Here is a 22,449-nt window from a genome sequence, read left to right on the forward strand (position 1 = left end):
CACCATGAATGCGAAAGTCTGGCTGGTGGGCGCAGGCCCTGGCGATCCGGAGTTGCTGACGCTCAAAGCGGTGCGCGCATTGCGCGAGGCCGATGTGGTGATGATCGATGATCTGGTCAACGACGCGGTGCTGGAGCACTGCCCGGCTGCGCGGGTGATCCCGGTGGGCAAACGCGGCGGCTGCCGTTCGACGCCGCAGGCATTCATTCATCGCCTGATGCTGCGTTATGCGCGCCAGGGCAAATGCGTGGTGCGCCTGAAGGGCGGCGATCCGTGCATTTTCGGCCGCGGTGGCGAAGAAGCGCAGTGGTTGCGCGAGCGCGGGGTTGAAGTGGAACTGGTCAATGGCATCACCGCTGGACTGGCCGGGGCGACCCAGTGCGATATTCCGCTGACGTTGCGGGGCGTGGCGCGCGGAGTAACGTTGGTGACTGCGCACACGCAGGATGACAGCCAGTTGAACTGGCAGGCGCTGGCGCAAGGCGGGACGACGCTGGTGGTTTACATGGGCGTGGCCAAGCTGGGCGAGATTCGTGATCAGCTGCTGGCCGGAGGGATGGCGGCGGATACGCCAGTGGCGATGATCGAAAACGCCTCTTTGGCGCATCAGCGTGAATGTCGCAGTGACCTGAGTGCGATGGCTGAGGATGCCTCGGCGTTTGAATTGAAAAGCCCGGCGATTCTGGTGATTGGCGCAGTGGTGGCCGCTGCTCAAGAGCAAAAGATCGCAGCCTTCGGCAGCTCCGGGACGGCGTACAACGTGCAGGCGCTTTAAGCGTCAAAGCCAAATCGTAGACAAAGAAAAGCCCGGCCTGAGCCGGGCTTTTCCATCAGCGGCAGCTAATTACTTAGCTTGAGCTTCAACCTGCGCTTCTACGCGACGGTTTACAGCGCGGCCAGCGTCAGTTTTGTTGTCAGCAACTGGGCGGGATTCGCCGTAGCCAACAGACTGAACGCGGGACGATTCAACACCGTACTGGTTGGTCAGAACTTGCTTAACGGCGTTTGCACGACGCTCGGACAGTTTCTGGTTGTAAGCGTCAGGACCGACGGAGTCAGTGTGACCTTCAACAGTAGTGGTGGTGGATGGGTACTGCTTCATGAAGTCAGCCAGGTTCTTGATGTCGCCGTAGCTGTTTGGCTTGACTACCGACTTGTCGAAGTCGAATTTCACGTCCAGCTCAACACGAACAACTTCAGCAACTGCTGGGCAGCCATCAGCGTCAACGGTTACGTTGGCTGGGGTGTCCGGGCACTTGTCAACGTTGTCGCAAACGCCATCGTTGTCGCTGTCGGAGCAGACTTCAGCAGGTGCTGGAACTGGAGCAGCAGCTGGCTTGGAGCCGCCACCGAAGTTCACACCGATACCGACGCTAGGAGCCCACTCGGTGTCGCCCTGGTCGATGTTGTACTGAGCTTCAACGCCGGCACGGGCGTAGAAGTTCTCGGTGAAGTACAGCTTGGCACCGCCGCCAACGTTGGCGAAGGTGGAACGGTTACGACCGTTCGAACCGTTCTGGTCGATGCTCTGGTCAGAGAAACCGGCCGAAACGTATGGACGAATCATGTCGCCTGGGTTGTTGAAGTGGTACAGAGCGTCCAGAGCGGTGTTAGCGCCTTTGACGTTCTTGCCATCGTCGGCACGTACGTTGTGCACTTCGTCGTAGCCCAGACGCAGTTCAACGTCGTCGGTCAGGAAGTAACCGATCGAACCGCCGAACAGGTTGCCGTTGTTCTTGAAGTTACGAGCGCTGTCGAATTGTTCTTTCTTAGCGAAGCCTTCGATTTCAACTGCGCCTTGGCCTTGTGCCAGAGCGCCGAACGAAGTGGCGGCAATCAGAGAACCAATGGCCAAGCCCAAGGTGTTTTTCAGTTTCATCCGTTAAATCCCCATCTGGTGATTGTGAAGCAGTCCCGCAAACCGGGGGACAACTCGGCGGCAAGTCTATCAGAACTTGCCTACACGTAAGAGATATTTGCGCTGAACTAAGTTTCAGCAATGCCTGCAAATTTCTCACGCAATTTATCTAGAGCGCGTTTGTAACGCATTTTTGTCGCACTCAAACCCATGTGCATGATGTCTGCGATCTCCTGAAACTCCAGCTCTGCGACAAATCGTAGCACCAGAATTTCGCGGTCAATCGGATTCACATACACCAGCCAGCGATCAAGCCCACCCTTCTCCTCCGGCTTCGGCGCCTTTTCTTCAGACGCTTCTTCAAGAGGGTCCAGACTGAGAGCGTCCATCAAGCGACGCTTACGCCGTTCCTTCCGATACTGCGTGATGCATTCGTTGTAAGTGATGCTGTAAAGCCAGGTTTTGAACTTCGATTTCCCCTCGAAGTTCTTCAGGCCGTACAGCACCTTCAGCATCACTTCCTGACAGACATCGTCTGCGTCGCGATCGTTCCCAAGATATCTCGCGCAGACGTTAAATAATGTTCGCTGGTAACGCCGCATCAACTCTTCGTAGGCGCGCGTTACGTGAAACAGCTCGGTATGCGAGCGCGCGACCAACTCCTCATCAGAGAGCTCGCGGGGGTCGTAGCGCGTGGATAGCGGTTGGGCTTTATTCAAAACAAGTCGTGCCGACAGTCAGGTCAATGTCCGCCACAACCAGCCTCGGCTGGCATTTTGCGGCGGCATACATTAGCAGGGTTTGCCGGTTTAGCGGCTACTCACATGCTGTTCCAGCAGGATCCGATTGGAGAGAGAGACTAGCTCACCCTCATCGGTCAGCAATGTGGTTTTAACCGTGCCGATCTCTTCGATCTGGCCTTCGACCTCGCCAACACGCACTTGTTGCCCAACCTCGTACAGCTCACGCACATAGATTCCCGCAAGAATCTGACCGGCAATTTCCCGGCTTCCCAAACCCATGGCCAGCGCAACTGCCAGACCAACGGTAATCAATACGATAACAATCACATGGTTCAGCAGGTCGGTCTTGACCTCGAGCTGGCTGATCGCAACCGAGATGCTGATGATGATCACCAGCCCCTGCGCGATCCGCCCCAACCCCGAAGCGTAGTCCAGGCCTACGCCTTCTGCTGCGCCGCGCACCAGCCCGTTGGCCAGTTGCGCCAGCAGGACCCCGACCAGCAACACCAGCGCGGCGCCGAATACTTTCGGCAGATACAACGCCAGCATGTCCAGCGTAGCTGAAACTCGCTCGAGGCCAAGGGATTCTGCCGCAGAAACCAGAAAAATCAGCAGAACGAACCAGTAGACGATTTTACCGATCAGCGTCGAGATCGGCACCTGCAGCCCGGCGCGCGACATCAGCTTGGTCAGCCCGGTGCCGCCCATCAGGCGATCGAGGCCCAGTTTTGCGAGCAATTTGGAGAGCAAGGTGTCGAGCAGCTTGGCCACGACGAAACCCAGCAGCAGCACAACCAGTGCGCCGAACAGGTTCGGAATGAAGTTAGCGACTTTGGTCCACAACGCAGTCATTGCAGTGACGAGGCTCTGAGTCCAGAGATCAAGTTCCATATTCAATCAGCCTTATCAGCAGTGCGAGCAGTGGTTTTACGAAGACGGGAAACCGGCGAGACATGCGCCGAGCCATTGTTCAGGGCGATCATCAGCGCGGGCAGCCAGCGGCCCAGCAGGCTGAACAGATCACCGGCGCCGACCTGGCGGTTGGCGGTTTTGAGTACGCGGCCCAGGCACGCATCGTCGTCGCGGCTGGACGGCGAAGCGTTGAGCATGTCGCGCAAAGACTGTTCAAACGGATCGTGCATACGCACCTCTCGTGATGTCTGTGAAAGACGCGGGCAGATTTACTCGGGTCACATGCGCCATGTTCACACCCAGCGCAATCGACGGAACAACCACCACTGACCGAACGCCAGGGCGAGTACCGTCAAGCAGGCAATCAGGAAACCATACGGGCTTTCAGCAAACGGAATACCACCGACATTGATGCCGAGCAGACCGGTGATGAAACTCATCGGCAAAAAGATGCAGGTAATGATGCCGAAGCGATACATGGTGCGGTTCATGTGCACGCTCAAACGCCGGTCTTCGGCCTCCAGCACAAGCCCTACGCGCTCTCGGGTCAATTCGAGCTCTTCCAGATAACGGGTCAGGCTGTTGTTCAATTCGTTCCAGTAGTCGGCATCGTCTTCGACGAACCACGGCAGTTTGATCCGCGTCAGCTGTCCGAAAATGTCCCGCTGCGGCGCAAGAAAACGCTTCAGCCCGGCCGCTCTGCGACGGATGTGCAAAATCGCCCCATGCTCGGGGGTATACCGTTCGTCGGCGTCGAGTTTTTCTTCCTCTTCATCCACCACTTCCGACAGGCACGTGACTAGATCCTGCACTTTGTTGGTGAGGAACTGCGCCAGATACAGCATCAATTCCGAGGAAGTTCTTGGCCCTTTGCCCTCACCCAGCAGCGCCAGCAACTCATCCGTAGCGCGCAACGGACGCAAGCGCAGGGAAATCACTCGCTGAGCCGAGGCGAAAATCCGCACCGAGACCATATCTTCCGGCTCGGCGCCCGGGTTGAGATTGACCCCGCGCAGAAACAGCAGCAGCTCGGAGTCGGGCAATGGCAACAGACGCGGGCGGGTATTCTCTTCCAGCAACAGATCGCAGGTGAATTCATTGAGCCCGCTGGATTTGCGCAGCCAGGTCTGGGTCTGCGGATGGCTGCGATCCCAGTGCAGCCACAGGCTTTCATGGGCCAGCAGCTGCAAATCGTCGAGCTCAGTCCGGGCTATCGAACGCGCACCGCCCTTGCCGTCCAGCACCAGGGCATGCACCAGCCCCCATTGCGCGTTTTCTTCCTCGAACATCCGCATCCCTTGTCGAAAAGCTTATTCAGGCATTTTCAGCGGGCTCGGCGACACGATCACGCCGTTGTTGTCCGCATAAATGTACTGGCCCGGGTGGAACGTCACGCCGGCGAAAGTCACCGGGACGTTGAGGTCGCCAATGCCGCGCTTGTCGGTTTTCATCGGATGGCTGGCCAGCGCCTGCACGCCGAGATCGGTCTGGGCGATGACGTCGACGTCACGGATGCAACCGTAGATCACCAGCCCTTCCCAACCGTTCTGCGCGGCCTTGGCGGCGATCATGTCGCCCAACAGGGCGCGGCGCAGCGAACCGCCCCCATCAACCACCAGCACTTTGCCTTTGCCATTGAGTTCGGCCTGCTCCTTGACCAGCGAATTGTCTTCGAAGCACTTGATGGTCACGATTTCGCCGCCGAAGGAATCCCGGCCGCCGAAATTGCTGAACATCGGTTCCAGCACCTGCACCAGCTCCGGGTAGGCGTCGCACAGGTCAGGCGTAAGGTAATGTTCCATCGAAAAACTCCTGTAACAAGGAAGACGATCAAGGATGCCGCATTCTGATGAGACGAGTTCCGGCGGTCGCTGTTTACCTTAGTCCATGCCATGGTCGCTGAGCGAACCTGAACCGCAGCTGAAACGTTATCGCTAAACAGTCACGAAATATGACCGGAACCGCACAATGCGTCATATCTTAGCCGCAAGCCAGGCTGAACGGAACGCCCCTCACACCGCAGCGGCCAGATCCGTCGTCTGCGCCAGCAACGGCGTCTGCTGATCGTTCAACCAGCGCGCCACCAGCGGCCACACCTCAGCCTGCGCCGCTTTGCTCACCAACATTTCGACATGACCGAAATTATCCGAGAAGCCCTGCTCGCGGCCCAGATTGATGAACTGCTTGCACTCTGAGCCGATCTGCTCGAACAGCTTGCGGCAGGCCCACGCCGGATCCTGATGATCGCCCGCTGCCGTCACCGCCAGCACCGGCACCTGCACCTCGGCAAGACCGGCCCACCAATCCTTGTCCTTGTCGCCGAAGCGGCCGAACAAGCCGTACCAGCGCATGCTTTCGATGGCCAGGCCGATCGGCTCGTCTTCCGGGCCGCGTTTGAGGCGTGAGCCGGACAACTGCGCGAAACGCTTGAGAATAAAGCGCCCGCCCCACTCCACCGGTGGGATTTTCAACGGCCAGTAGGTGCGGCTGACCTGGGTGCCGAAAAACGCCGCCGAGGCCACGGCCGGTTCGCCGAGATATTCGCCACCGAGCGCCGCCGCCAGGGTGATGCCGCCCAGCGAATGGCCGATCCAGTGCGGGATCTGTCCGCTCTGCTCACGCACGAACGCGGCAATCGCCGGCAGATCGTAGCGGGCATAGTCGGCCACGCGGTTGCGCCGGTAGTCCTCATTGCGCTGGGACAGGCCGTGACCGCGCATTTCCGGAATCCACACGTCGAAGCCCAGCCGCGTCAGATACGCGCCGAGCCCGAGGCCTTTGGGGGAAAACCAGAAGCGCCGATTGGAAAAGCTGCCGTGCAACAGAATCACCGGCACGCCGCGTGGCGCCGTGTCATCGGCCATCCCCAGGCGGGTGACGGCGATCTCCACGGACCAGTCCGGGCTGTTGCCGGGTTTCAATCGATAGACGTCTTCGCTCAGATCGCCGCGCCGTTCGGCGCTGATCAGCGCGACAGGAAACAGGTTGCTGCTGCTTTGCATAATGCTCTTGCACAAAAAAGGGCGGCATCCGTTGGAGCCCGCCCTACTTCAATCTCAAGGCCCGCTCCCACATGGGGCGCGGGCCAATTACATACAGATCAAGCCTGACCTTCGGCGAGGAAGAACCAGGTTTCCAGCACGGTGTCCGGGTTCAGCGACACGCTTTCGATGCCCTGTTCCATCAGCCACTTGGCCAGATCCGGGTGGTCCGAAGGACCCTGACCGCAGATGCCGATGTACTTGCCGGCCTTGTTGCAGGCCTGAATGGCGTTGGCCAACAGCTTCTTCACCGCCGGATTCCGCTCGTCGAACAGGTGCGCGATGATCCCCGAATCGCGGTCCAGACCCAAAGTCAGTTGGGTCAGGTCGTTGGAGCCGATCGAGAAACCGTCGAAGAATTCGAGGAATTCCTCGGCCAGAATCGCGTTCGATGGCAGTTCGCACATCATGATCACGCGCAGACCGTTCTCGCCGCGCTTCAAGCCGTTCTCGGCGAGCAGATCGACCACCTGGCTGGCTTCGCCGAGCGTACGGACGAACGGCACCATGATTTCCACGTTGGTCAGGCCCATCTCGTTGCGCACGCGTTTCAGCGCGCGGCATTCGAGCTCGAAGCAATCGCGGAACGATTCGCTGATGTAACGCGAAGCGCCACGGAAGCCCAGCATCGGGTTTTCTTCTTCCGGCTCGTAGAGCTTGCCGCCGATCAGGTTGGCGTATTCGTTGGACTTGAAGTCCGACAGACGCACGATGACTTTTTTCGGCGTGAACGCTGCAGCCAGGGTGCTGATGCCTTCCACCAGTTTGTCGACGTAGAAGTCGACCGGGTCGCTGTAACCGGCAATACGCTTGTCGACGCTGTCCTTGATTTCCTGCGGCAGACCGTCGTAGTTCAACAGCGCTTTCGGGTGCACGCCGATCATGCGGTTGATGATGAATTCCAGACGCGCCAGACCAACGCCGGCGTTCGGCAATTGGGCGAAGTCGAAGGCACGATCCGGGTTGCCGACGTTCATCATGATCTTGAACGGCAGCTCCGGCATGGCGTCGACGGAGTTCTTCTTGATGTCGAAGCCCAGTTCGCCTTCGAAAATGTAGCCGGTGTCGCCTTCGGCGCAGGATACGGTCACGCCCTGGCCATCCTTCAGCAGCTGGGTGGCGTTGCCGCAACCTACCACTGCCGGGATGCCCAGCTCACGGGCGATAATCGCCGCGTGGCAGGTACGCCCGCCACGGTTGGTGACGATGGCGCTGGCGCGCTTCATCACTGGTTCCCAGTCCGGGTCGGTCATGTCGGATACCAGAACGTCGCCCGGCTGGACTTTGTCCATCTCCGAGACGTCTTTGATGATGCGTACTTTGCCGGCGCCGATGCGCTGGCCGATCGCCCGACCTTCCACCAGCACGGTGCCGGTTTCCTTGAGCAGGTAACGCTCCATGACGTTGGCCTGGGTGCGGCTTTTCACGGTTTCCGGACGCGCCTGGACGATGTATAGCTTGCCGTCGTCACCGTCCTTGGCCCACTCGATGTCCATCGGGCAGCCGTAGTGCTTCTCGATGATCATCGCCTGCTTGGCCAGCTCGCTGACTTCGGCGTCGGTCAGGCAGAAACGCGCGCGTTCGGCCTTGTCGACATCGACGGTCTTGACCGAACGACCGGCCTTGGCCTCGTCGCCGTAGATCATCTTGATGGCTTTGCTGCCCAGGTTGCGGCGCAGGATGGCCGGACGACCGGCTTCCAGGGTGCCTTTGTGTACGTAGAACTCATCCGGGTTGACCGCGCCTTGTACGACGGTTTCGCCCAGGCCATAAGCGCCGGTGATGAACACCACGTCACGGAAACCCGATTCGGTATCGAGGGTGAACATCACGCCGGCGGTGCCGGTTTCCGAACGCACCATGCGCTGCACGCCAGCCGACAGGGCGACCAGTTTGTGGTCGAAGCCCTGGTGCACGCGGTAGGAAATCGCACGGTCGTTGAACAGCGAAGCGAACACCTCTTTGGCGGCGCGGATAACGTTTTCCACACCACGGATGTTCAGGAAGGTTTCCTGCTGACCGGCGAAGGACGCGTCCGGCAGGTCTTCGGCGGTGGCGGAAGAACGTACGGCCACGGCCACGTCAGGATTGCCGGCCGACAGCGCGGCGAACGCGGTGCGGATCTCGGTGTTGAGCTTTTCAGGGAATTCGGCGTCCATGATCCACTGACGGATCTGCGCACCGGTCTTGGCCAGGGCATTGACGTCGTCGACGTCGAGCGCGTCGAGGGCCTTGTGGATCTGATCGTTCAGGCCGCTCAGTTCGAGGAAGTCACGATAGGCCTGAGCCGTCGTGGCGAAGCCGCCGGGGACCGAAACACCGGCGCCTGCCAGGTTACTGATCATCTCGCCCAGGGATGCGTTCTTGCCCCCCACATGCTCAACATCGTGTTTGCCGAGCTTATCGAGGGAAACTACGTACTCTACCAAGGTGATCTCTCCACTAACTGTGTTGGAAAAGCTCAGAAACCGGCGGCCCGGGGGAGCCTTGGCCGGTTGTATGGCCTGGACCTGGAAAATAAGTGAGAATGCGGGCCAATGGCGGCCAGCAAATCGCGCCTATCATATCCAGAAATGCTCATCAGCTTAAGGCCCAAGGTGCAAATGAAACGATCTGCTTTCTTCATCTCCGATGGCACCGGCATTACCGCCGAAACCCTGGGTCAAAGCCTGTTGGCGCAGTTCGAAAACATTACCTTCAGCAAATTCACGCGGCCCTACATCGACAGCGTGGAAAAAGCGCGGGCCATGGTACAACAAATCAACAAAGCCGCTGAAACCGACGGCTTTCGCCCGATCATCTTCGACACCATCGTCAATCAGGACATCCGTGAGATTCTCGCAACGTCCAATGGTTTCATGATCGACATTTTCTCGACCTTCCTCGCGCCGCTCGAACAGGAGCTCACCGAGCATTCTTCCTACACCGTCGGCAAATCCCATTCGATCGGGCACAACTCCAATTACATGGAGCGCATCGAGGCGGTGAACTTCGCCCTCGACAACGATGACGGCGCGCGCACCCACTATTACGACAAAGCCGATCTGATACTAGTGGGCGTGTCGCGATGCGGCAAAACGCCGACGTGTCTGTACATGGCCATGCAGTTCGGTATCCGCGCGGCCAACTATCCGCTGACCGAAGACGACATGGAACGCCTGACCCTGCCCACCGCCCTGCGCGCCCATCAGCACAAGCTGTTCGGCCTGACCATCGACCCCGACCGCCTGACCGCGATCCGCAATGAGCGCAAGCCCAACAGCCGTTATTCGAGCTACGCCCAGTGCGAATTCGAAGTGCGCGAAGTGGAAAACCTGTTCCGCCGCGAGAACATTCCGCACATCAATTCCACGCATTTCTCGGTGGAAGAGATTTCGGCGAAGATTCTCGTGGAAAAAGGCGTTGAGCGGCGATTCAAGTAGGTTTGCGGTGCCTGATCTGACGCTATCGCGGGCAAGCCCGCTCCCACAGGTTCTGAAGGCGTTCACAATTTCTGTGTTCATCACCATTCCCTGTGGGAGCGGGCTTGCCCGCGAAGAACGATAACGCGGTCCGTCAGATCACAAACAGGTCGATGAATCGATTCACCGGCGTGGCTTCAAGCCGCGCCTGATCCTCGCACAGCGCAAAAATCTCAGCGCAACGCTGGCCGGCAAACCGCGTGGCCAGGTTGGCCTTGAACTTGTCCTCCAGCAACGCAATGCCCTCGGCGCGGCGGCGGCGATGGCCGATCGGGTACTCCACCACGACGTTGTCGGTGCTGCTGCCGTCCTTGAAAAACACCTGCACGGCGTTGGCAATCGAGCGTTTGTCGGGCTCAAGGTATTCGCGGGTGAAACGCGGCTCTTCGACAATCACCATTTTTTCTCGCAGCACATCGATGATCGGATGCGCCTTGTGGAAGTCGTCTTCGTAGTGCTCCGCCACCAGATTGCCGAATGCCAGCGGCACGGCGGTCATGTATTGCAGGCAGTGGTCGCGGTCGGCGGCATTGGCCAGCGGGCCGACCTTGGAAATGATGCGGATCGCCGATTCATGGGTGGTGATGACGATGCGGTCGATCTCATGCAGCCGATTGCGAACCAGCGGATGCAAGGTCACCGCCGCCTCGCATGCCGTCTGCGCATGGAATTCGGCGGGGAAACTGATCTTGAACAGCACGTTTTCCATCACGTAACTGCCGAGCGGCCGGGAAAAGCTGAAAGCGCGTTTGTCCTCGGGCTTCAGCGCCAGATCGTTGTTGGTGTGGCTGAACAGCACGTCATAAAAGCCCCACTGCTTTGCCGTCAGAACCCCGGGAATGCCCATCTCACCACGCATGGCAATGTCGGCTAGTCTTACGCCGCGACTCGCCGCATCCCCCGCCGCCCAGGATTTGCGTGAGCCGGCGTTTGGCGCATGGCGATAGGTGCGCAGCGCCTGACCGTCGGCGAAGGCGTGGGACAGCGCCGACAGCAGCTGCTCGCGATTGGCGCCCATCAGTCGGGCGCTGGCGGCGGTCGAGGCGACTTTCACCAGAATGACGTGGTCGAGTCCAACCCGGTTGAAGGAGTTTCCCAGAGCGATCACGCCTTGAATCTCGTGGGCCATGATCATCGCTTCAAGCACATCACGCAGGGTCAGCGGCGCCTCACCGTGGGCGACGCGTTTCTGCGACAGGTGATCGGCTACGGCGAGGATGGCACCGAGGTTGTCCGATGGATGGCCCCATTCGTCGGCAAGCCAGGTGTCGTTGTAATCGAGCCAGCGGACAATGCAGCCGATATCCCACGCGGCTTTGACCGGGTCGAGGCGATAAGGGGTACCTGGGACTCGTGCACCGAACGGTACAACCGTGCCTTCGACGATCGGGCCGAGGTGTTTCGTGCATTCGGGGAAACGCAGGGCCAGCAGACCGCAGCCAAGCGTGTCGATCAGGCAATTGCGCGCGGTGTTCAGCGCCTCGGCGGATTCGGGCTTGAAGGTGAGGACGTAGTCGGCGATGTCCTGCAGGACTGCGTCGTAATCGGGGCGGTTGTTCAGGTCGACGTTGGCGCTCACGGTGGTTCTCCTGTTCGGGGAAATGAGTGGTTGGGTCTTCCTCAGGGGCTTGGCTGGTTTATGGTTCGTGGTGTCTGGTTTCTTTGTGTTGTGTCAGAGGGTAGCCCCTCACCCTAGCCCTCTCCCGAGGGAGAGGGGACCGATTGGGGGATGCCGTGGAGGTTCACCGACCTGAAAGTCCATCGCTGAATCCATAATCGTCTCGATCTCTCAGGTCGATGTACCTCGCAAGACACCTCTGTCAGCCCCCTCTCCCTCAGGGAGAGGGCTGGGGTGAGGGTAAAATGTCGAGTCAGAACGAGTCAGCAGGCACGCGGACGTAACCTTCCATGAGAACGCGTGCACTGCGGCTCATGATGGCTTTCTTCACCACCCACTCGCCATTCTCCAGCGTCGCCTCGGCGCCCACGCGCAACGTCCCGGACGGATGGCCGAAACGCACGGCATTGCGTTCAACGCCACCAGCAGCAAGATTGACCAACGTCCCGGAAATCGCCGCCGCCGTGCCGATCGCCACTGCTGCCGTGCCCATCATCGCGTGGTGCAGCTTGCCCATCGACAACGCGCGCACCAGCAGATCAACGTCACCGGCGGCAATCGCTTTACCGCTCGACGCCACGTAATCCGCAGGCTTGGCGACGAATGCGACTTTCGGCGTGTGCTGACGCTTGGCGGCTTCTTCCAGATTGGCGATCAGGCCCATGCGCAACGCACCGTAAGCACGAATCGTCTCGAACATCAGCAGCGCTTTTGGATCGCCGTTGATCGCGCCCTGGAGTTCGGTGCCGGTGTAACCGATGTCTTCGGCGTTGACGAATATCGTCGGGATCCCGGCATTGATCATGGTCGCCTTGAACGTGCCGACACCCGGGACCTCAAGCTCATCGACCAGATTGCCGGTGGGGAACATTGAGCCACCGCCGCCCTCTTCTTCCGCCGCCGGATCCATGAATTCGATTTGCACTTCGGCCGCCGGAAAGGTCACGCCGTCGAGTTCGAAATCACCGGTTTCCTGCACTTCGCCGTTGGTGATCGGCACGTGGGCGATGATGGTCTTGCCGATGTTGGCCTGCCACACGCGCACCACCGCTACGCCGTTGTGCGGAATGCGGCTGGCGTCGACCAGACCGTTGCTGATGGCGAACGAACCGACCGCCGCCGAGAGATTGCCGCAGTTGCCGCTCCAGTCGACGAACGGCTTGTCGATCGACACCTGGCCGAACAGGTAATCGACGTCGTGATCGGCGCGGGTGCTTTTCGACAGGATCACGGTTTTGCTGGTGCTCGACGTCGCGCCGCCCATGCCGTCGATCTGCTTGTCGTAGGGATCGGGGCTGCCGATCACTCGCAGCAACAAAGCGTCGCGCGCCGGGCCTGGAACCTGCGCTGCTTCGGGCAGATCCTTGAGGCTGAAGAACACGCCTTTGCTGGTGCCGCCGCGCATGTAGGTGGCAGCGATTCTGATTTGTGGTGCGTGAGCCATGGTGCTCCTTACCGAGGCATGGGACTTGAAATCCCATGCCTACACGTTGATTTAAACGGCTACCGCCGATCCTTCGAGGAAATCCTGTGCGAAGCGCTGCAACACGCCGCCGGCCTCGTAGATCGACACTTCTTCAGCGGTATCGAGCCGGCAGGTCATCGGCACTTCGACGCGCTCGCCGTTCTTGCGATTGATCACCAGCGTCAGATCCGCGCGGGGTTTGCGTTCGCCGATCACGTCGTAAGTTTCGCTGCCGTCGATGGCCAGGGTGTGGCGGTTGGTCCCGGGTTTGAATTCCAGCGGCAACACGCCCATGCCCACCAGGTTGGTGCGGTGAATGCGCTCGAAACCTTCAGCGGCAATCGCCTCGACACCGGCCAGGCGCACGCCTTTCGCCGCCCAGTCACGGGACGAACCCTGACCGTAGTCAGCGCCAGCGATGATGATCAGCGGCTGCTTGCGCTGCATGTAGGTTTCGATGGCTTCCCACATACGCATGACCTGGCCTTCCGGCTCGACACGCGCCAGCGAACCCTGCTTGACCTTGCCGTTTTCCACGACCATTTCGTTGAACAGTTTCGGGTTGGCGAAGGTCGCGCGCTGGGCCGTCAGGTGGTCGCCACGGTGGGTGGCGTAGGAGTTGAAGTCCTCTTCCGGCAGGCCCATTTTCGCCAGGTATTCGCCGGCGGCGCTGTCGAGCATGATCGCGTTCGATGGCGACAGGTGATCGGTAGTGATGTTGTCCGGCAGCACCGCCAATGGGCGCATGCCCTTCAGCGGACGGGCGCCGGCCAGCGCGCCTTCCCAGTACGGCGGACGGCGGATGTAGGTGCTCATCTCGCGCCAGTCGTACAGCGGCGCGACTTTCGGCCCGGTGTCTTCATGCACTGCGAACATCGGAATATAGACCTGACGGAACTGCTCAGGCTTGACCGAAGACTTCACCACCGCATCGATTTCTTCATCGCTCGGCCAGATGTCTTTCAGGCGAATTTCCCGACCATCGACCACGCCCAGCACATCCTTCTCGATGTCGAAGCGGATGGTCCCGGCGATCGCATAAGCGACCACCAGCGGCGGCGAGGCGAGGAATGCCTGTTTGGCGTACGGGTGAATGCGGCCGTCGAAGTTGCGGTTGCCGGAAAGCACCGCGGTCGCGTACAGATCGCGGTCGATGATCTCTTGCTGGATCAGCGGATCGAGGGCGCCGGACATGCCGTTGCAAGTGGTGCAGGCAAATGCCACAACGCCGAAACCGAGCTGTTCCAGCTCAGTGGTCAGCCCCGCTTCGTCGAGGTACAGCGCCACGGTTTTCGAGCCCGGCGCCAGCGAGGATTTGACCCACGGCTTGCGCGTCAGGCCGAGCTTGTTGGCATTGCGCGCCAACAGGCCGGCGGCGATGACGTTGCGCGGGTTGCTGGTGTTGGTGCAACTAGTGATGGCGGCGATGATCACCGCGCCGTCGGGCATTTGCCCCGGCACGTCATCCCACTGGCCGGAGATGCCTTTGGCCGCCAGATCCGATACCGCAACGCGGGCGTGCGGGTTGCTCGGGCCGGCCATGTTGCGCACCACCGAGGACAGATCAAAAGTCAGACCGCGCTCGTATTGCGCACCTTTGAGGCTGTCAGCCCACAGCCCGGTCAACTTGGCGTACTGCTCGACCAATTGAACCTGCTGGTCTTCACGACCGGTCAGTTTCAGGTAATCGATGGTCTGCTGATCGATGTAGAACATCGCTGCCGTGGCGCCGTATTCCGGGGCCATGTTGGAAATTGTGGCGCGGTCGCCGAGGGTCAGCGCTGCTGCACCTTCACCGAAGAATTCCAGCCACGCGCCAACGACTTTCTGTTTGCGCAGGTATTCGGTCAGGGCCAGGACCATGTCGGTGGCGGTGATGCCCGGTTGCAGCTTGCCGGTCAGTTCGACGCCAACGCTTTCCGGCAGGCGCATCCACGACGCGCGGCCGAGCATCACGCTCTCGGCTTCGAGGCCGCCAACGCCGATCGCGATCACACCGAGCGCATCGACGTGCGGCGTGTGGCTGTCGGTGCCGACGCAGGTGTCGGGGAACGCCACGCCTTCGCGCACCTGAATCACCGGGGACATTTTCTCCAGGTTGATCTGGTGCATGATGCCGTTGCCCGGCGGGATCACATCGACGTTTTTGAAGGCCTTTTTGGTCCAGTTGATGAAGTGGAAACGGTCTTCGTTGCGGCGATCTTCGATGGCGCGGTTCTTCTCGAAGGCCTGGGCATCGAAACCGCCCGCCTCGACGGCCAGCGAGTGGTCGACGATCAATTGCGTCGGCACCACCGGGTTGACCTGCGCCGGGTCGCCGCCCTGCAAAGCGATGGCATCGCGCAGGCCAGCGAGGTCGACCAGCGCGGTCTGGCCGAGGATGTCATGGCAGACCACCCGCGCCGGGAACCACGGGAAATCGAGATCGCGCTTGCGCTCGATCAGTTGCTTGAGGGAATCGGTGAGCGTGGCCGGGTCGCAGCGACGCACGAGGTTTTCCGCCAGCACGCGGGAGGTGTACGGCAGGGTGTCGTAGCTGCCGGGTGCAATCGCCTCGATCGCCGCGCGGGTGTCGAAGTAATCCAGCGGCGTGCCGGGCAGGTTCTTGCGGAATTCTGTGTTCATCGGGTCAGGACTCGGGTCACGGTAATTTCAAAGGGTGAGGCCAGACACCTGAGTTGCACACCGTCCACTGTGGGAGCGAGCCTGCTCGCGAAAGCGATAGATCAGTCGACATCCTTGTTGGATGCCAGTCCGTCTTCGCGAGCAGGCTCGCTCCCACAGGGTCTAGCGGGGTTCTCTGGTTCCGGGTCAGCTCACCATTCAGCGACGTTCGATTGGCACGAACTTGCGCTGTTCGACGCCGGTGTATTCGGCGCTCGGGCGGATGATGCGGTTGTTGGCGCGTTGTTCGAACACGTGCGCGGCCCAGCCGGTCAGGCGCGAGCAGACGAAGATCGGCGTGAACAGCTTGGTCGGGATACCCATGAAGTGGTACGCCGAGGCATGGTAGAAGTCGGCATTCGGGAACAGTTTCTTCTGCTCCCACATGGTCTTGTCGATGGCTTCCGAGACTGGGAACAACACCTTGTCACCGACCTCGTCCGCGAGTTTTTTCGCCCAGCCCTTGATAACCTCGTTGCGCGGGTCGCTGTCCTTATAGATCGCGTGGCCGAAGCCCATGATCTTGTCCTTGCGCTCGAGCATGCCGAGGGTGCCTTTGATCGCCTCTTCCGGCGACGAGAAGCGCTCGATCATTTCCATCGCCGCTTCGTTGGCGCCACCGTGCAACGGGCCACGCAGCGAACCGATCGCCGCCGTCACGCACGAGTACAGATCCGACAAAGTCGAGGCGCAAACGCGTGCGGTGAAGGTTGAGGCATTGAATTCGTGTTCGGCGTAGAGGATCAGCGACACGTTCATCACGTTGACGTGCAATTCACTCGGTTTCTTGCCGTGCAGCAGGTGCAGGAAGTGGCCGCCGATGGTTGGCTCGTCGCTGACGCAGTCGATGCGCTTGCCGTCGTGGCTGAAGCGATACCAGTAGCACATGATCGCCGGGAACGCGGCGAGCAGACGGTCGGTCTTGTCGCGCTGTTCGGAGAAGTCTTTCTCCGGTTCGATGTTGCCGAGGAATGAGCAACCGGTGCGCATGACGTCCATCGGGTGGGCGTCGGCGGGAATTCGTTCGAGCACTTCTTTCAAAGCTTGCGGCAGGTCGCGCAGCTTGCTCAGTTTGCTTTGATAGTCGGCCAGTTGCGCTGTTGTCGGCAGTTCGCCATACAGCAGCAGATAGGCGACTTCTTCAAATTGCGCGTCGGCGGCCAGCTCACGCACGTCGTAGCCGCGATAGGTCAGCCCGGCTCCGGCCTGGCCCACGGTGGACAGTGCGGTTTGCCCGGCTACCTGGCCACGGAGCCCGGCGCCACTGAGTACTTTTGCTTCGGCCATTGTGTTCTCCAATCTTCTTGAATTTGTATGGGGAAACTTGTGGGAGCGAGCCTGCTCGCGAAAGCGCTGGATCAGTCGACATCAATGTTGGATGTCAGTCCGTCTTCGTCGGAACGCCGCCCGGAGCCGGCTCGCTCCCACAGGGTTTTGTTCAGCCTTTCTTCTGTGCAAACAACGCATCGAGCTTCTGCTCGAACGTGTGGTAATCGATACGATCATAGAGCTCCATGCGAGTCTGCATGGTGTCGATGACATTCTGTTGCGTGCCATCGCGGCGGATCGCCGTGTAGACGTTTTCCGCTGCCTTGTTCATCGCGCGGAACGCCGACAGCGGGTAAAGCACCAGCGAGACGTCAGCGCCGGCCAGTTGTTCGGTGGTGTACAGCGGCGTTGCGCCGAACTCGGTGATGTTGGCCAGGATCGGTGCTTTCACACGATTGGCGAACAGCTTGTACATGTCCAGTTCGGTAATCGCTTCCGGGAAGATCATGTCGGCGCCGGCTTCGATGCACGCTGCCGCGCGATCAAGTGCCGATTCCAGACCCTCCACTGCCAGTGCGTCGGTACGCGCCATGATCACGAAGCTGTCGTCGGTACGGGCATCGACGGCGGCTTTGATGCGATCGACCATTTCCTGCTGGCTGACAATTTCTTTATTCGGGCGATGGCCGCAGCGCTTGGCGCCAACCTGGTCCTCGATGTGAATCGCCGCCGCGCCGAACTTGATCATCGACTTGACCGTGCGCGCGACGTTGAAGGCCGACGAGCCAAAACCGGTGTCAACATCCACCAGCAGCGGCAGGTCGCAAACGTCGGTGATCCGCCGCACGTCGGTGAGCACGTCGTCCAGCCCGGTGATGCCCAGGTCCGGCACGCCCAGCGAGCCTGCGGCCACGCCGCCGCCGGACAGGTAGATCGCCTTGAAACCGGCGCGCTTGGCCAGCAGCGCGTGGTTGGCGTTGATCGCGCCGACCACTTGCAAAGGATGCTCGCTGGCGACCGCATCGCGGAAGCGCTGGCCCGGCGTGTTCAGGTTGGAAGTCATGCATCACCTCGTTCAGTGGCTGTCTTGTTGTGGGCGCCGTCCTCGTAGTGACGGGCGATGTTGCGTTTCGAGGCGCCGATGTGGCGGCGCATCAACAATTCCGCGAGCTCGCCGTCACGGTCGGCGATGGCATCGAGAATGCGGTGGTGTTCGGCGAAGGCCTGGTGCGGGCGGTTCGGCGTGGTGGAAAACTGGATGCGGTACATGCGCACCAGTTGATACAGCTCGCCGCAGAGCATCTGCGTCAGCGTGCGATTGCCGCTGCCCTGGATGATCCGGTAATGAAAGTCGAAATCGCCTTCCTGCTGGTAATAACCGACGCCGGCCTGAAACGCCGCATCGCGCTCGTGGGTTTCCAGGACCCGGCGCAGTTCGTCGATTTCCTCGACGCTCATGCGCTCGGCAGCGAGGCGGCAGGCCATGCCTTCGAGGGATTCACGGATTTCGTAGAGTTCGATCAATTCGGCATGGCTGAGCGAGACCACCCGCGCACCGACGTGCGGCACACGCACCAGCAAGCGCTGGCCTTCCAGACGATGGATCGCCTCACGCAGCGGCCCCCGACTGATGCCATAAGTACGCGCCAGTTCCGGCTCGGAGATCTTGCTGCCCGGGGCGATTTCGCCTTTGACGATAGCCGCCTGAATGCGCCGGAAGACGTTTTCCGACAGCGTCTCGGAATCGTCGCCGCTGATGACTGGGGGATCGAGTTGATCCAGCATGATTGTCGACACCTTTAAATCCAATGCGGCAAAAACTAGCCAATAAGACCGCATCAGTCAAAGGATAAATAGGTATTGTCGACAATCGTCTAATAACCGCAGCCAATCGATCATCTATTAATGTTGGAGCGAGCTTGCTCGCGAAGGCGGCACATCAGCCGGCTTCTACATCGAATGACACAGCGCTTTCGCGAGCAGGCTCGCTCCCACAAGAGTGGCATCCCTTGCAGCTCATGGGTCGGCGCAAGCGCTGGCGCCATAAAACCACCGTGCTAGAATGCCGCCCGCATTTGCGGGTCTTTAGTACGGCTTGCCATAAAAAGCTGCCAGGCACACGCGGGGGCTTGCGCACGGTTGCGCGGGCACCTGAACCGATAACGGAACGCTGCGCACCAGGATTTATGAGACTCAAGCCTTTCCCCACCTTTTTTGCTCTGTTTTGCCTGCCGGGCCTCGCCGCCGCGGGGGAAAAAACCGTGTACGGCCTCAACGAATACGCTTCGCTTGACGGCATCAATCTCGAAGTTGCGGCCAAACTCGACACCGGGGCGAAAACCGCCTCGCTGAGCGCCCGCGACATCAAACGTTTCAAACGCAACGGTGAGTCCTGGGTACGTTTCTACCTGGCCATCGACACCGCGCATTCACACCCCATCGAACGGCCGCTGGCTCGCGTCAGCAAGATCAAGCGCCGCGCCGGCGACTACGATCCGGAAGAAGGCAAGCAGTACACCGCCCGTCCGGTGATCGAGCTGGATATCTGCATGGGTTCGGCATTGCGCAGCATCGAAGTGAACCTCACCGACCGAAGTGCGTTCCAATACCCGCTTTTGATCGGCTCCGAGGCGCTGAAACGCTTCGACGCGCTGGTCGACCCCAGTCTTAAATACGCTGCCGGCAAACCTGCCTGCACCATCGCCGCTCACACCGCCGAGTAATTTCCATGCGTTCTCTAACCTTCCACCTGAAAATCCTGATCGCCGTGCTGGTGCTGCTGGGCGTTTCGGTTACGGCCTATCAGATTTTCGTGCTCGGCATCCCGGTGACCGAAGACGCCACCGACGACCTGTGGAACATCGACGCCAAGGTCGAGTTCGTCGCCAGCACCAAGGATCCGGTGAAGATCCAGATGTTCGTGCCGCCGCTGAGCCGCGATTACGTCAGTCTCAACGAAAGCTTCATCTCCAATAACTACGGCGTAGCGGTGAACCGCATCGACGGCAACCGCAAGGTGACCTGGTCGGCCCGTCGCGCCAAGGGCAACCAGACCTTGTATTACCGTCTGGTGCTGACCAAGCGCTACACCGCGGAAAAATCCAAGGTCAAAGGCCCGACCTTCCGTGACAGCATGGTCATCGAAGGCCCGGAAAAAATCGCCGCCGAAGCCCTGCTCGCGCCGATCCGCCAACACTCGGCCGACGTCGAAACCTTTATTGGCGAGGCGATCAAGCGCGTCAACAACGTGAATGACGACAACGTCAAGTTGCTGCTGGCCGGCGATCCGTCGACCTCGCACAAAGCCAAGATCGTCGAACTGCTGCTGTCGATTGCCCACGTCCCGGTAGAAAAAGTCCACACCATCCGCCTTGTCGCCGATCAGCCCCAGACACCCGAACTGTGGCTGCGCAGCTTCAACGGCAACGACTGGCTGTACTTCAACCCGGAAACCGGTGAGCAAGGCCTGCCAACCGACCGCCTGCTGTGGTGGACCGGTGACGAAAACCTGATCACCGTCGACGGCGGCAAGAAAGCCAACGTGACTTTCAGCCTGAACAACAGCGAGATGAACGCGATTCGTCTGGCCAAGCTGACCGACGAAAACACTGACGCCAACTTCCTCGATTACTCGCTGTACGGCTTGCCGCTGCAGACCCAGCAGACCTTCATGATCATGGTGATGATCCCGATCGGCGTACTGGTAATCCTGATCCTGCGCAACCTCGTCGGCCTGCAGACCCTGGGCACATTCACCCCGGTGCTGATCGCGCTGGCCTTCCGCGAAACGCAGCTGGGCTTCGGCATTCTGCTGTTCACGGTGATCACCGCGCTGGGCCTGTCGCTGCGCTCGTATCTCGAACATCTGAAACTGCAAATGCTGCCGCGCCTGTCGGTGGTGCTGACCTTCGTTGTGGTGTTGATTGCGGCGATCAGTCTGTTCAGCCACAAGCTGGGGCTTGAGCGTGGCTTGTCGGTGGCGCTGTTCCCGATGGTGATTCTGACCATGACCATCGAACGTCTGTCGATCACCTGGGAAGAACGCGGCGCCAACCATGCGCTGAAAGTCGCCATCGGCACGCTGTTCGCCGCCTCCCTGGCGCACCTGATCATGACCGTGCCGGAGCTGGTGTACTTCGTGTTTACCTTCCCGGCGATCCTGCTGATTCTGGTCGGTTTCATGCTGGCGATGGGTCGCTATCGCGGCTACCGCCTGACCGAACTGGTACGTTTCAAGGCCTTCCTGAAGAAGGCTGACGCCTGATGTTCGGTTTCTGGAAGACCTGGAAGGCCCTCGAGGCGCGCGGCATCATGGGCATCAACCGCCGAAACGCGGACTACGTGCTCAAGTACAACAAGCGCAGCCTGTACCCGATCGTCGATGACAAGATCCTCACCAAGGAACGCGCCATCGCCGCCGGCATCCACGTGCCGGAGCTGTACGGGGTGATCTCCACCGAGAAGGAAATCGACAAGCTCGACGAGATCATCGGCGGGCGCAGCGACTTCGTGATCAAACCGGCGCAGGGCGCGGGTGGCGACGGCATCATCGTCATCGCTGACCGCTTCGAAGGCCGTTATCGCACGGTGTCGGGCAAGATCCTCGCCCACGAAGAGCTGGAGCATCACATCTCCAGCATCCTCACCGGCCTGTACTCGCTGGGCGGCCACCGCGACCGCGCACTGATCGAATACCGTGTGACCCCGGACCAGATCTTCAAGAGCATCAGCTACGAAGGCGTGCCGGACATCCGCATCATCGTGCTGATGGGTTACCCGGTGATGGCGATGTTGCGTCTGCCGACCCGCCAGTCCGGCGGCAAGGCCAACCTGCACCAGGGCGCCATTGGCGTTGGTGTGGATCTGGCCACCGGTTTGACCCTGCGCGGCACCTGGCTGAACAACATCATCACCAAACACCCCGACACCACCAACGCGGTGGACGGCGTGCAACTGCCCTACTGGGACGGTTTCATGAAACTCGCCGCCGGCTGCTATGAGCTGTGCGGGCTGGGTTATATCGGTGTGGACATGGTGCTCGATCAGGAAAAGGGTCCGTTGATTCTCGAACTGAATGCGCGGCCGGGGCTGAACATTCAGATCGCCAACGATTGCGGCCTGACCTTGCGCACTCACGCGGTTGAAGCGCGGCTGGAAGAGCTGAAGGCGCGGGGCGTTAAGGAATCGGTAGAAGAGCGGGTGGCGTTTACCCAGGAGATGTTTGGGCATATTCCTGCGGTCGAGGGCTAAAAGCTGAAAAGCCCCTCACCCTAGCCCTCTCCCGGAGGGAGAGGGGACTGACCGTGGTGGATGCGAGAGCTGCGCCGACCTGAAATACCCGGTCGAACTCCGGCCTTGAAAAGCATGAAGATCGGCTCCCTTTCCCCCTCGCCCCCTTGGGGGAGAGGGCTGGGGTGA

19 protein-coding genes are annotated in these 22,449 nt (G+C 60.3%); 5 read left to right on the top strand and 14 right to left on the bottom strand.

Going from position 1 to position 22,449, the window contains the following annotated elements:
- Window positions 1-4: 4 nt before the first annotated feature.
- Window positions 5-775: a uroporphyrinogen-III C-methyltransferase gene (gene cobA / locus D8U82_RS18490; protein ID WP_130902705.1), complete on the top strand. Its 771-nt coding sequence runs from the start codon at window positions 5-7 to the stop codon at window positions 773-775.
- Between the two features lie 69 nt (window positions 776-844).
- Here the strand turns inward: cobA and D8U82_RS18495 are convergent, their stop codons facing one another.
- From D8U82_RS18495 to ppsA, 8 genes are all read right to left on the bottom strand, one after another.
- A complete protein-coding gene (locus D8U82_RS18495; protein WP_016773833.1) occupies window positions 845-1,879 on the bottom strand; it encodes an OmpA family protein in 1,035 nt (344 codons plus the stop codon).
- 107 nt (window positions 1,880-1,986) lie between these two features.
- Window positions 1,987-2,577, bottom strand: coding sequence for an RNA polymerase sigma factor SigX (sigX, locus tag D8U82_RS18500; RefSeq protein WP_016773832.1), 591 nt, complete (start codon window positions 2,575-2,577; stop codon window positions 1,987-1,989).
- Between the two features lie 90 nt (window positions 2,578-2,667).
- Entirely contained in the window at window positions 2,668-3,492 is an 825-nt protein-coding gene (locus D8U82_RS18505) for a mechanosensitive ion channel domain-containing protein (RefSeq protein WP_016773831.1), read from the bottom strand.
- Window positions 3,493-3,494: 2 nt separating this feature from the next.
- Entirely contained in the window at window positions 3,495-3,743 is a 249-nt protein-coding gene (locus D8U82_RS18510) for a hypothetical protein (RefSeq protein WP_003223293.1), read from the bottom strand.
- A gap of 63 nt (window positions 3,744-3,806) precedes the next feature.
- The gene (locus D8U82_RS18515) at window positions 3,807-4,802 is read right to left on the bottom strand and encodes a zinc transporter ZntB (protein WP_130887697.1); all 996 of its coding nucleotides are present in this window, start codon (window positions 4,800-4,802) and stop codon (window positions 3,807-3,809) included.
- Between the two features lie 21 nt (window positions 4,803-4,823).
- Complete coding sequence (gene rraA / locus D8U82_RS18520) at window positions 4,824-5,315, bottom strand: ribonuclease E activity regulator RraA (RefSeq protein WP_016773829.1); 492 nt, start codon at window positions 5,313-5,315, stop codon at window positions 4,824-4,826.
- A 210-nt stretch (window positions 5,316-5,525) separates the two neighbouring features.
- Window positions 5,526-6,515 carry an alpha/beta fold hydrolase gene (locus tag D8U82_RS18525; protein WP_076566892.1) on the bottom strand — a complete coding sequence of 330 codons (990 nt, stop codon included), beginning with the start codon at window positions 6,513-6,515 and terminating at the stop codon, window positions 5,526-5,528.
- Between the two features lie 98 nt (window positions 6,516-6,613).
- Window positions 6,614-8,983, bottom strand: coding sequence for a phosphoenolpyruvate synthase (gene ppsA, locus D8U82_RS18530; protein ID WP_051600403.1), 2,370 nt, complete (start codon window positions 8,981-8,983; stop codon window positions 6,614-6,616).
- A gap of 174 nt (window positions 8,984-9,157) precedes the next feature.
- Between ppsA and D8U82_RS18535 the strand changes: the two genes are divergently transcribed.
- Window positions 9,158-9,976, top strand: a complete 819-nt coding sequence (locus tag D8U82_RS18535; protein WP_016773826.1) for a pyruvate, water dikinase regulatory protein — start codon at window positions 9,158-9,160, stop codon at window positions 9,974-9,976.
- A 133-nt stretch (window positions 9,977-10,109) separates the two neighbouring features.
- Here D8U82_RS18535 and prpD read toward each other — a convergent pair whose 3' ends face one another.
- From prpD to D8U82_RS18570, 6 genes are all read right to left on the bottom strand, one after another.
- On the bottom strand, window positions 10,110-11,594 hold the full coding sequence (prpD, locus tag D8U82_RS18540; RefSeq protein ID WP_130902706.1) for a 2-methylcitrate dehydratase: 1,485 nt from the start codon (window positions 11,592-11,594) through the stop codon (window positions 10,110-10,112).
- Between the two features lie 292 nt (window positions 11,595-11,886).
- A complete protein-coding gene (gene prpF / locus D8U82_RS18545; RefSeq protein WP_130887699.1) occupies window positions 11,887-13,077 on the bottom strand; it encodes a 2-methylaconitate cis-trans isomerase PrpF in 1,191 nt (396 codons plus the stop codon).
- Between the two features lie 51 nt (window positions 13,078-13,128).
- On the bottom strand, window positions 13,129-15,723 hold the full coding sequence (acnD, locus tag D8U82_RS18550) for a Fe/S-dependent 2-methylisocitrate dehydratase AcnD (RefSeq protein ID WP_130902707.1): 2,595 nt from the start codon (window positions 15,721-15,723) through the stop codon (window positions 13,129-13,131).
- Between the two features lie 198 nt (window positions 15,724-15,921).
- The gene (prpC, locus tag D8U82_RS18555) at window positions 15,922-17,049 is read right to left on the bottom strand and encodes a 2-methylcitrate synthase (RefSeq protein WP_130888993.1); all 1,128 of its coding nucleotides are present in this window, start codon (window positions 17,047-17,049) and stop codon (window positions 15,922-15,924) included.
- A 151-nt stretch (window positions 17,050-17,200) separates the two neighbouring features.
- The gene (gene prpB, locus D8U82_RS18565; RefSeq protein WP_024012298.1) at window positions 17,201-18,094 is read right to left on the bottom strand and encodes a methylisocitrate lyase; all 894 of its coding nucleotides are present in this window, start codon (window positions 18,092-18,094) and stop codon (window positions 17,201-17,203) included.
- Window positions 18,091-18,813 (bottom strand): GntR family transcriptional regulator, encoded by a 723-nt coding sequence (locus tag D8U82_RS18570; protein WP_177180867.1) that lies wholly within the window; start codon window positions 18,811-18,813, stop codon window positions 18,091-18,093. Before D8U82_RS18570 ends, prpB begins: the two co-directional genes overlap by 4 nt.
- A 404-nt stretch (window positions 18,814-19,217) precedes the next feature.
- On the opposite strand from D8U82_RS18570, the gene D8U82_RS18575 reads away from it, so the two are divergent.
- From D8U82_RS18575 to D8U82_RS18585, 3 genes are read left to right on the top strand one after another with little or no spacing between them, the layout of a single operon-like run.
- A complete protein-coding gene (locus tag D8U82_RS18575) occupies window positions 19,218-19,754 on the top strand; it encodes an ATP-dependent zinc protease (RefSeq protein ID WP_041479149.1) in 537 nt (178 codons plus the stop codon).
- Window positions 19,755-19,759: 5 nt separating this feature from the next.
- Window positions 19,760-21,295, top strand: coding sequence for an inactive transglutaminase family protein (locus D8U82_RS18580; protein WP_024012295.1), 1,536 nt, complete (start codon window positions 19,760-19,762; stop codon window positions 21,293-21,295).
- The gene (locus tag D8U82_RS18585) at window positions 21,295-22,281 is read left to right on the top strand and encodes an alpha-L-glutamate ligase-like protein (RefSeq protein ID WP_016773817.1); all 987 of its coding nucleotides are present in this window, start codon (window positions 21,295-21,297) and stop codon (window positions 22,279-22,281) included. Before D8U82_RS18580 ends, D8U82_RS18585 begins: the two co-directional genes overlap by 1 nt.
- Window positions 22,282-22,449: the final 168 nt, after the last annotated feature.

It is taken from the genome of Pseudomonas sp. Sample_23 (assembly GCF_004307595.1).
Taxonomy (GTDB): domain Bacteria; phylum Pseudomonadota; class Gammaproteobacteria; order Pseudomonadales; family Pseudomonadaceae; genus Aquipseudomonas; species Aquipseudomonas atacamensis.

What these genes read in the sequence shown, in the direction of transcription:
- prpC (WP_130888993.1), bottom strand. Translation starts at nt 17,049, where the DNA reads ATGGCCGAAGCAAAAGTACTCAGTGGCGCCGGGCTCCGTGGCCAGGTA.
- D8U82_RS18585 (WP_016773817.1), top strand. Translation starts at nt 21,295, where the DNA reads ATGTTCGGTTTCTGGAAGACCTGGAAGGCCCTCGAGGCGCGCGGCATC.
- D8U82_RS18515 (WP_130887697.1), bottom strand. Translation starts at nt 4,802, where the DNA reads ATGTTCGAGGAAGAAAACGCGCAATGGGGGCTGGTGCATGCCCTGGTG.
- D8U82_RS18510 (WP_003223293.1), bottom strand. Translation starts at nt 3,743, where the DNA reads ATGCACGATCCGTTTGAACAGTCTTTGCGCGACATGCTCAACGCTTCG.
- acnD (WP_130902707.1), bottom strand. Translation starts at nt 15,723, where the DNA reads ATGAACACAGAATTCCGCAAGAACCTGCCCGGCACGCCGCTGGATTAC.
- prpB (WP_024012298.1), bottom strand. Translation starts at nt 18,094, where the DNA reads ATGACTTCCAACCTGAACACGCCGGGCCAGCGCTTCCGCGATGCGGTC.
- cobA (WP_130902705.1), top strand. Translation starts at nt 5, where the DNA reads ATGAATGCGAAAGTCTGGCTGGTGGGCGCAGGCCCTGGCGATCCGGAG.
- D8U82_RS18505 (WP_016773831.1), bottom strand. Translation starts at nt 3,492, where the DNA reads ATGGAACTTGATCTCTGGACTCAGAGCCTCGTCACTGCAATGACTGCG.
- prpF (WP_130887699.1), bottom strand. Translation starts at nt 13,077, where the DNA reads ATGGCTCACGCACCACAAATCAGAATCGCTGCCACCTACATGCGCGGC.
- D8U82_RS18495 (WP_016773833.1), bottom strand. Translation starts at nt 1,879, where the DNA reads ATGAAACTGAAAAACACCTTGGGCTTGGCCATTGGTTCTCTGATTGCC.
- D8U82_RS18535 (WP_016773826.1), top strand. Translation starts at nt 9,158, where the DNA reads ATGAAACGATCTGCTTTCTTCATCTCCGATGGCACCGGCATTACCGCC.
- D8U82_RS18580 (WP_024012295.1), top strand. Translation starts at nt 19,760, where the DNA reads ATGCGTTCTCTAACCTTCCACCTGAAAATCCTGATCGCCGTGCTGGTG.
- D8U82_RS18525 (WP_076566892.1), bottom strand. Translation starts at nt 6,515, where the DNA reads ATGCAAAGCAGCAGCAACCTGTTTCCTGTCGCGCTGATCAGCGCCGAA.
- rraA (WP_016773829.1), bottom strand. Translation starts at nt 5,315, where the DNA reads ATGGAACATTACCTTACGCCTGACCTGTGCGACGCCTACCCGGAGCTG.
- D8U82_RS18575 (WP_041479149.1), top strand. Translation starts at nt 19,218, where the DNA reads ATGAGACTCAAGCCTTTCCCCACCTTTTTTGCTCTGTTTTGCCTGCCG.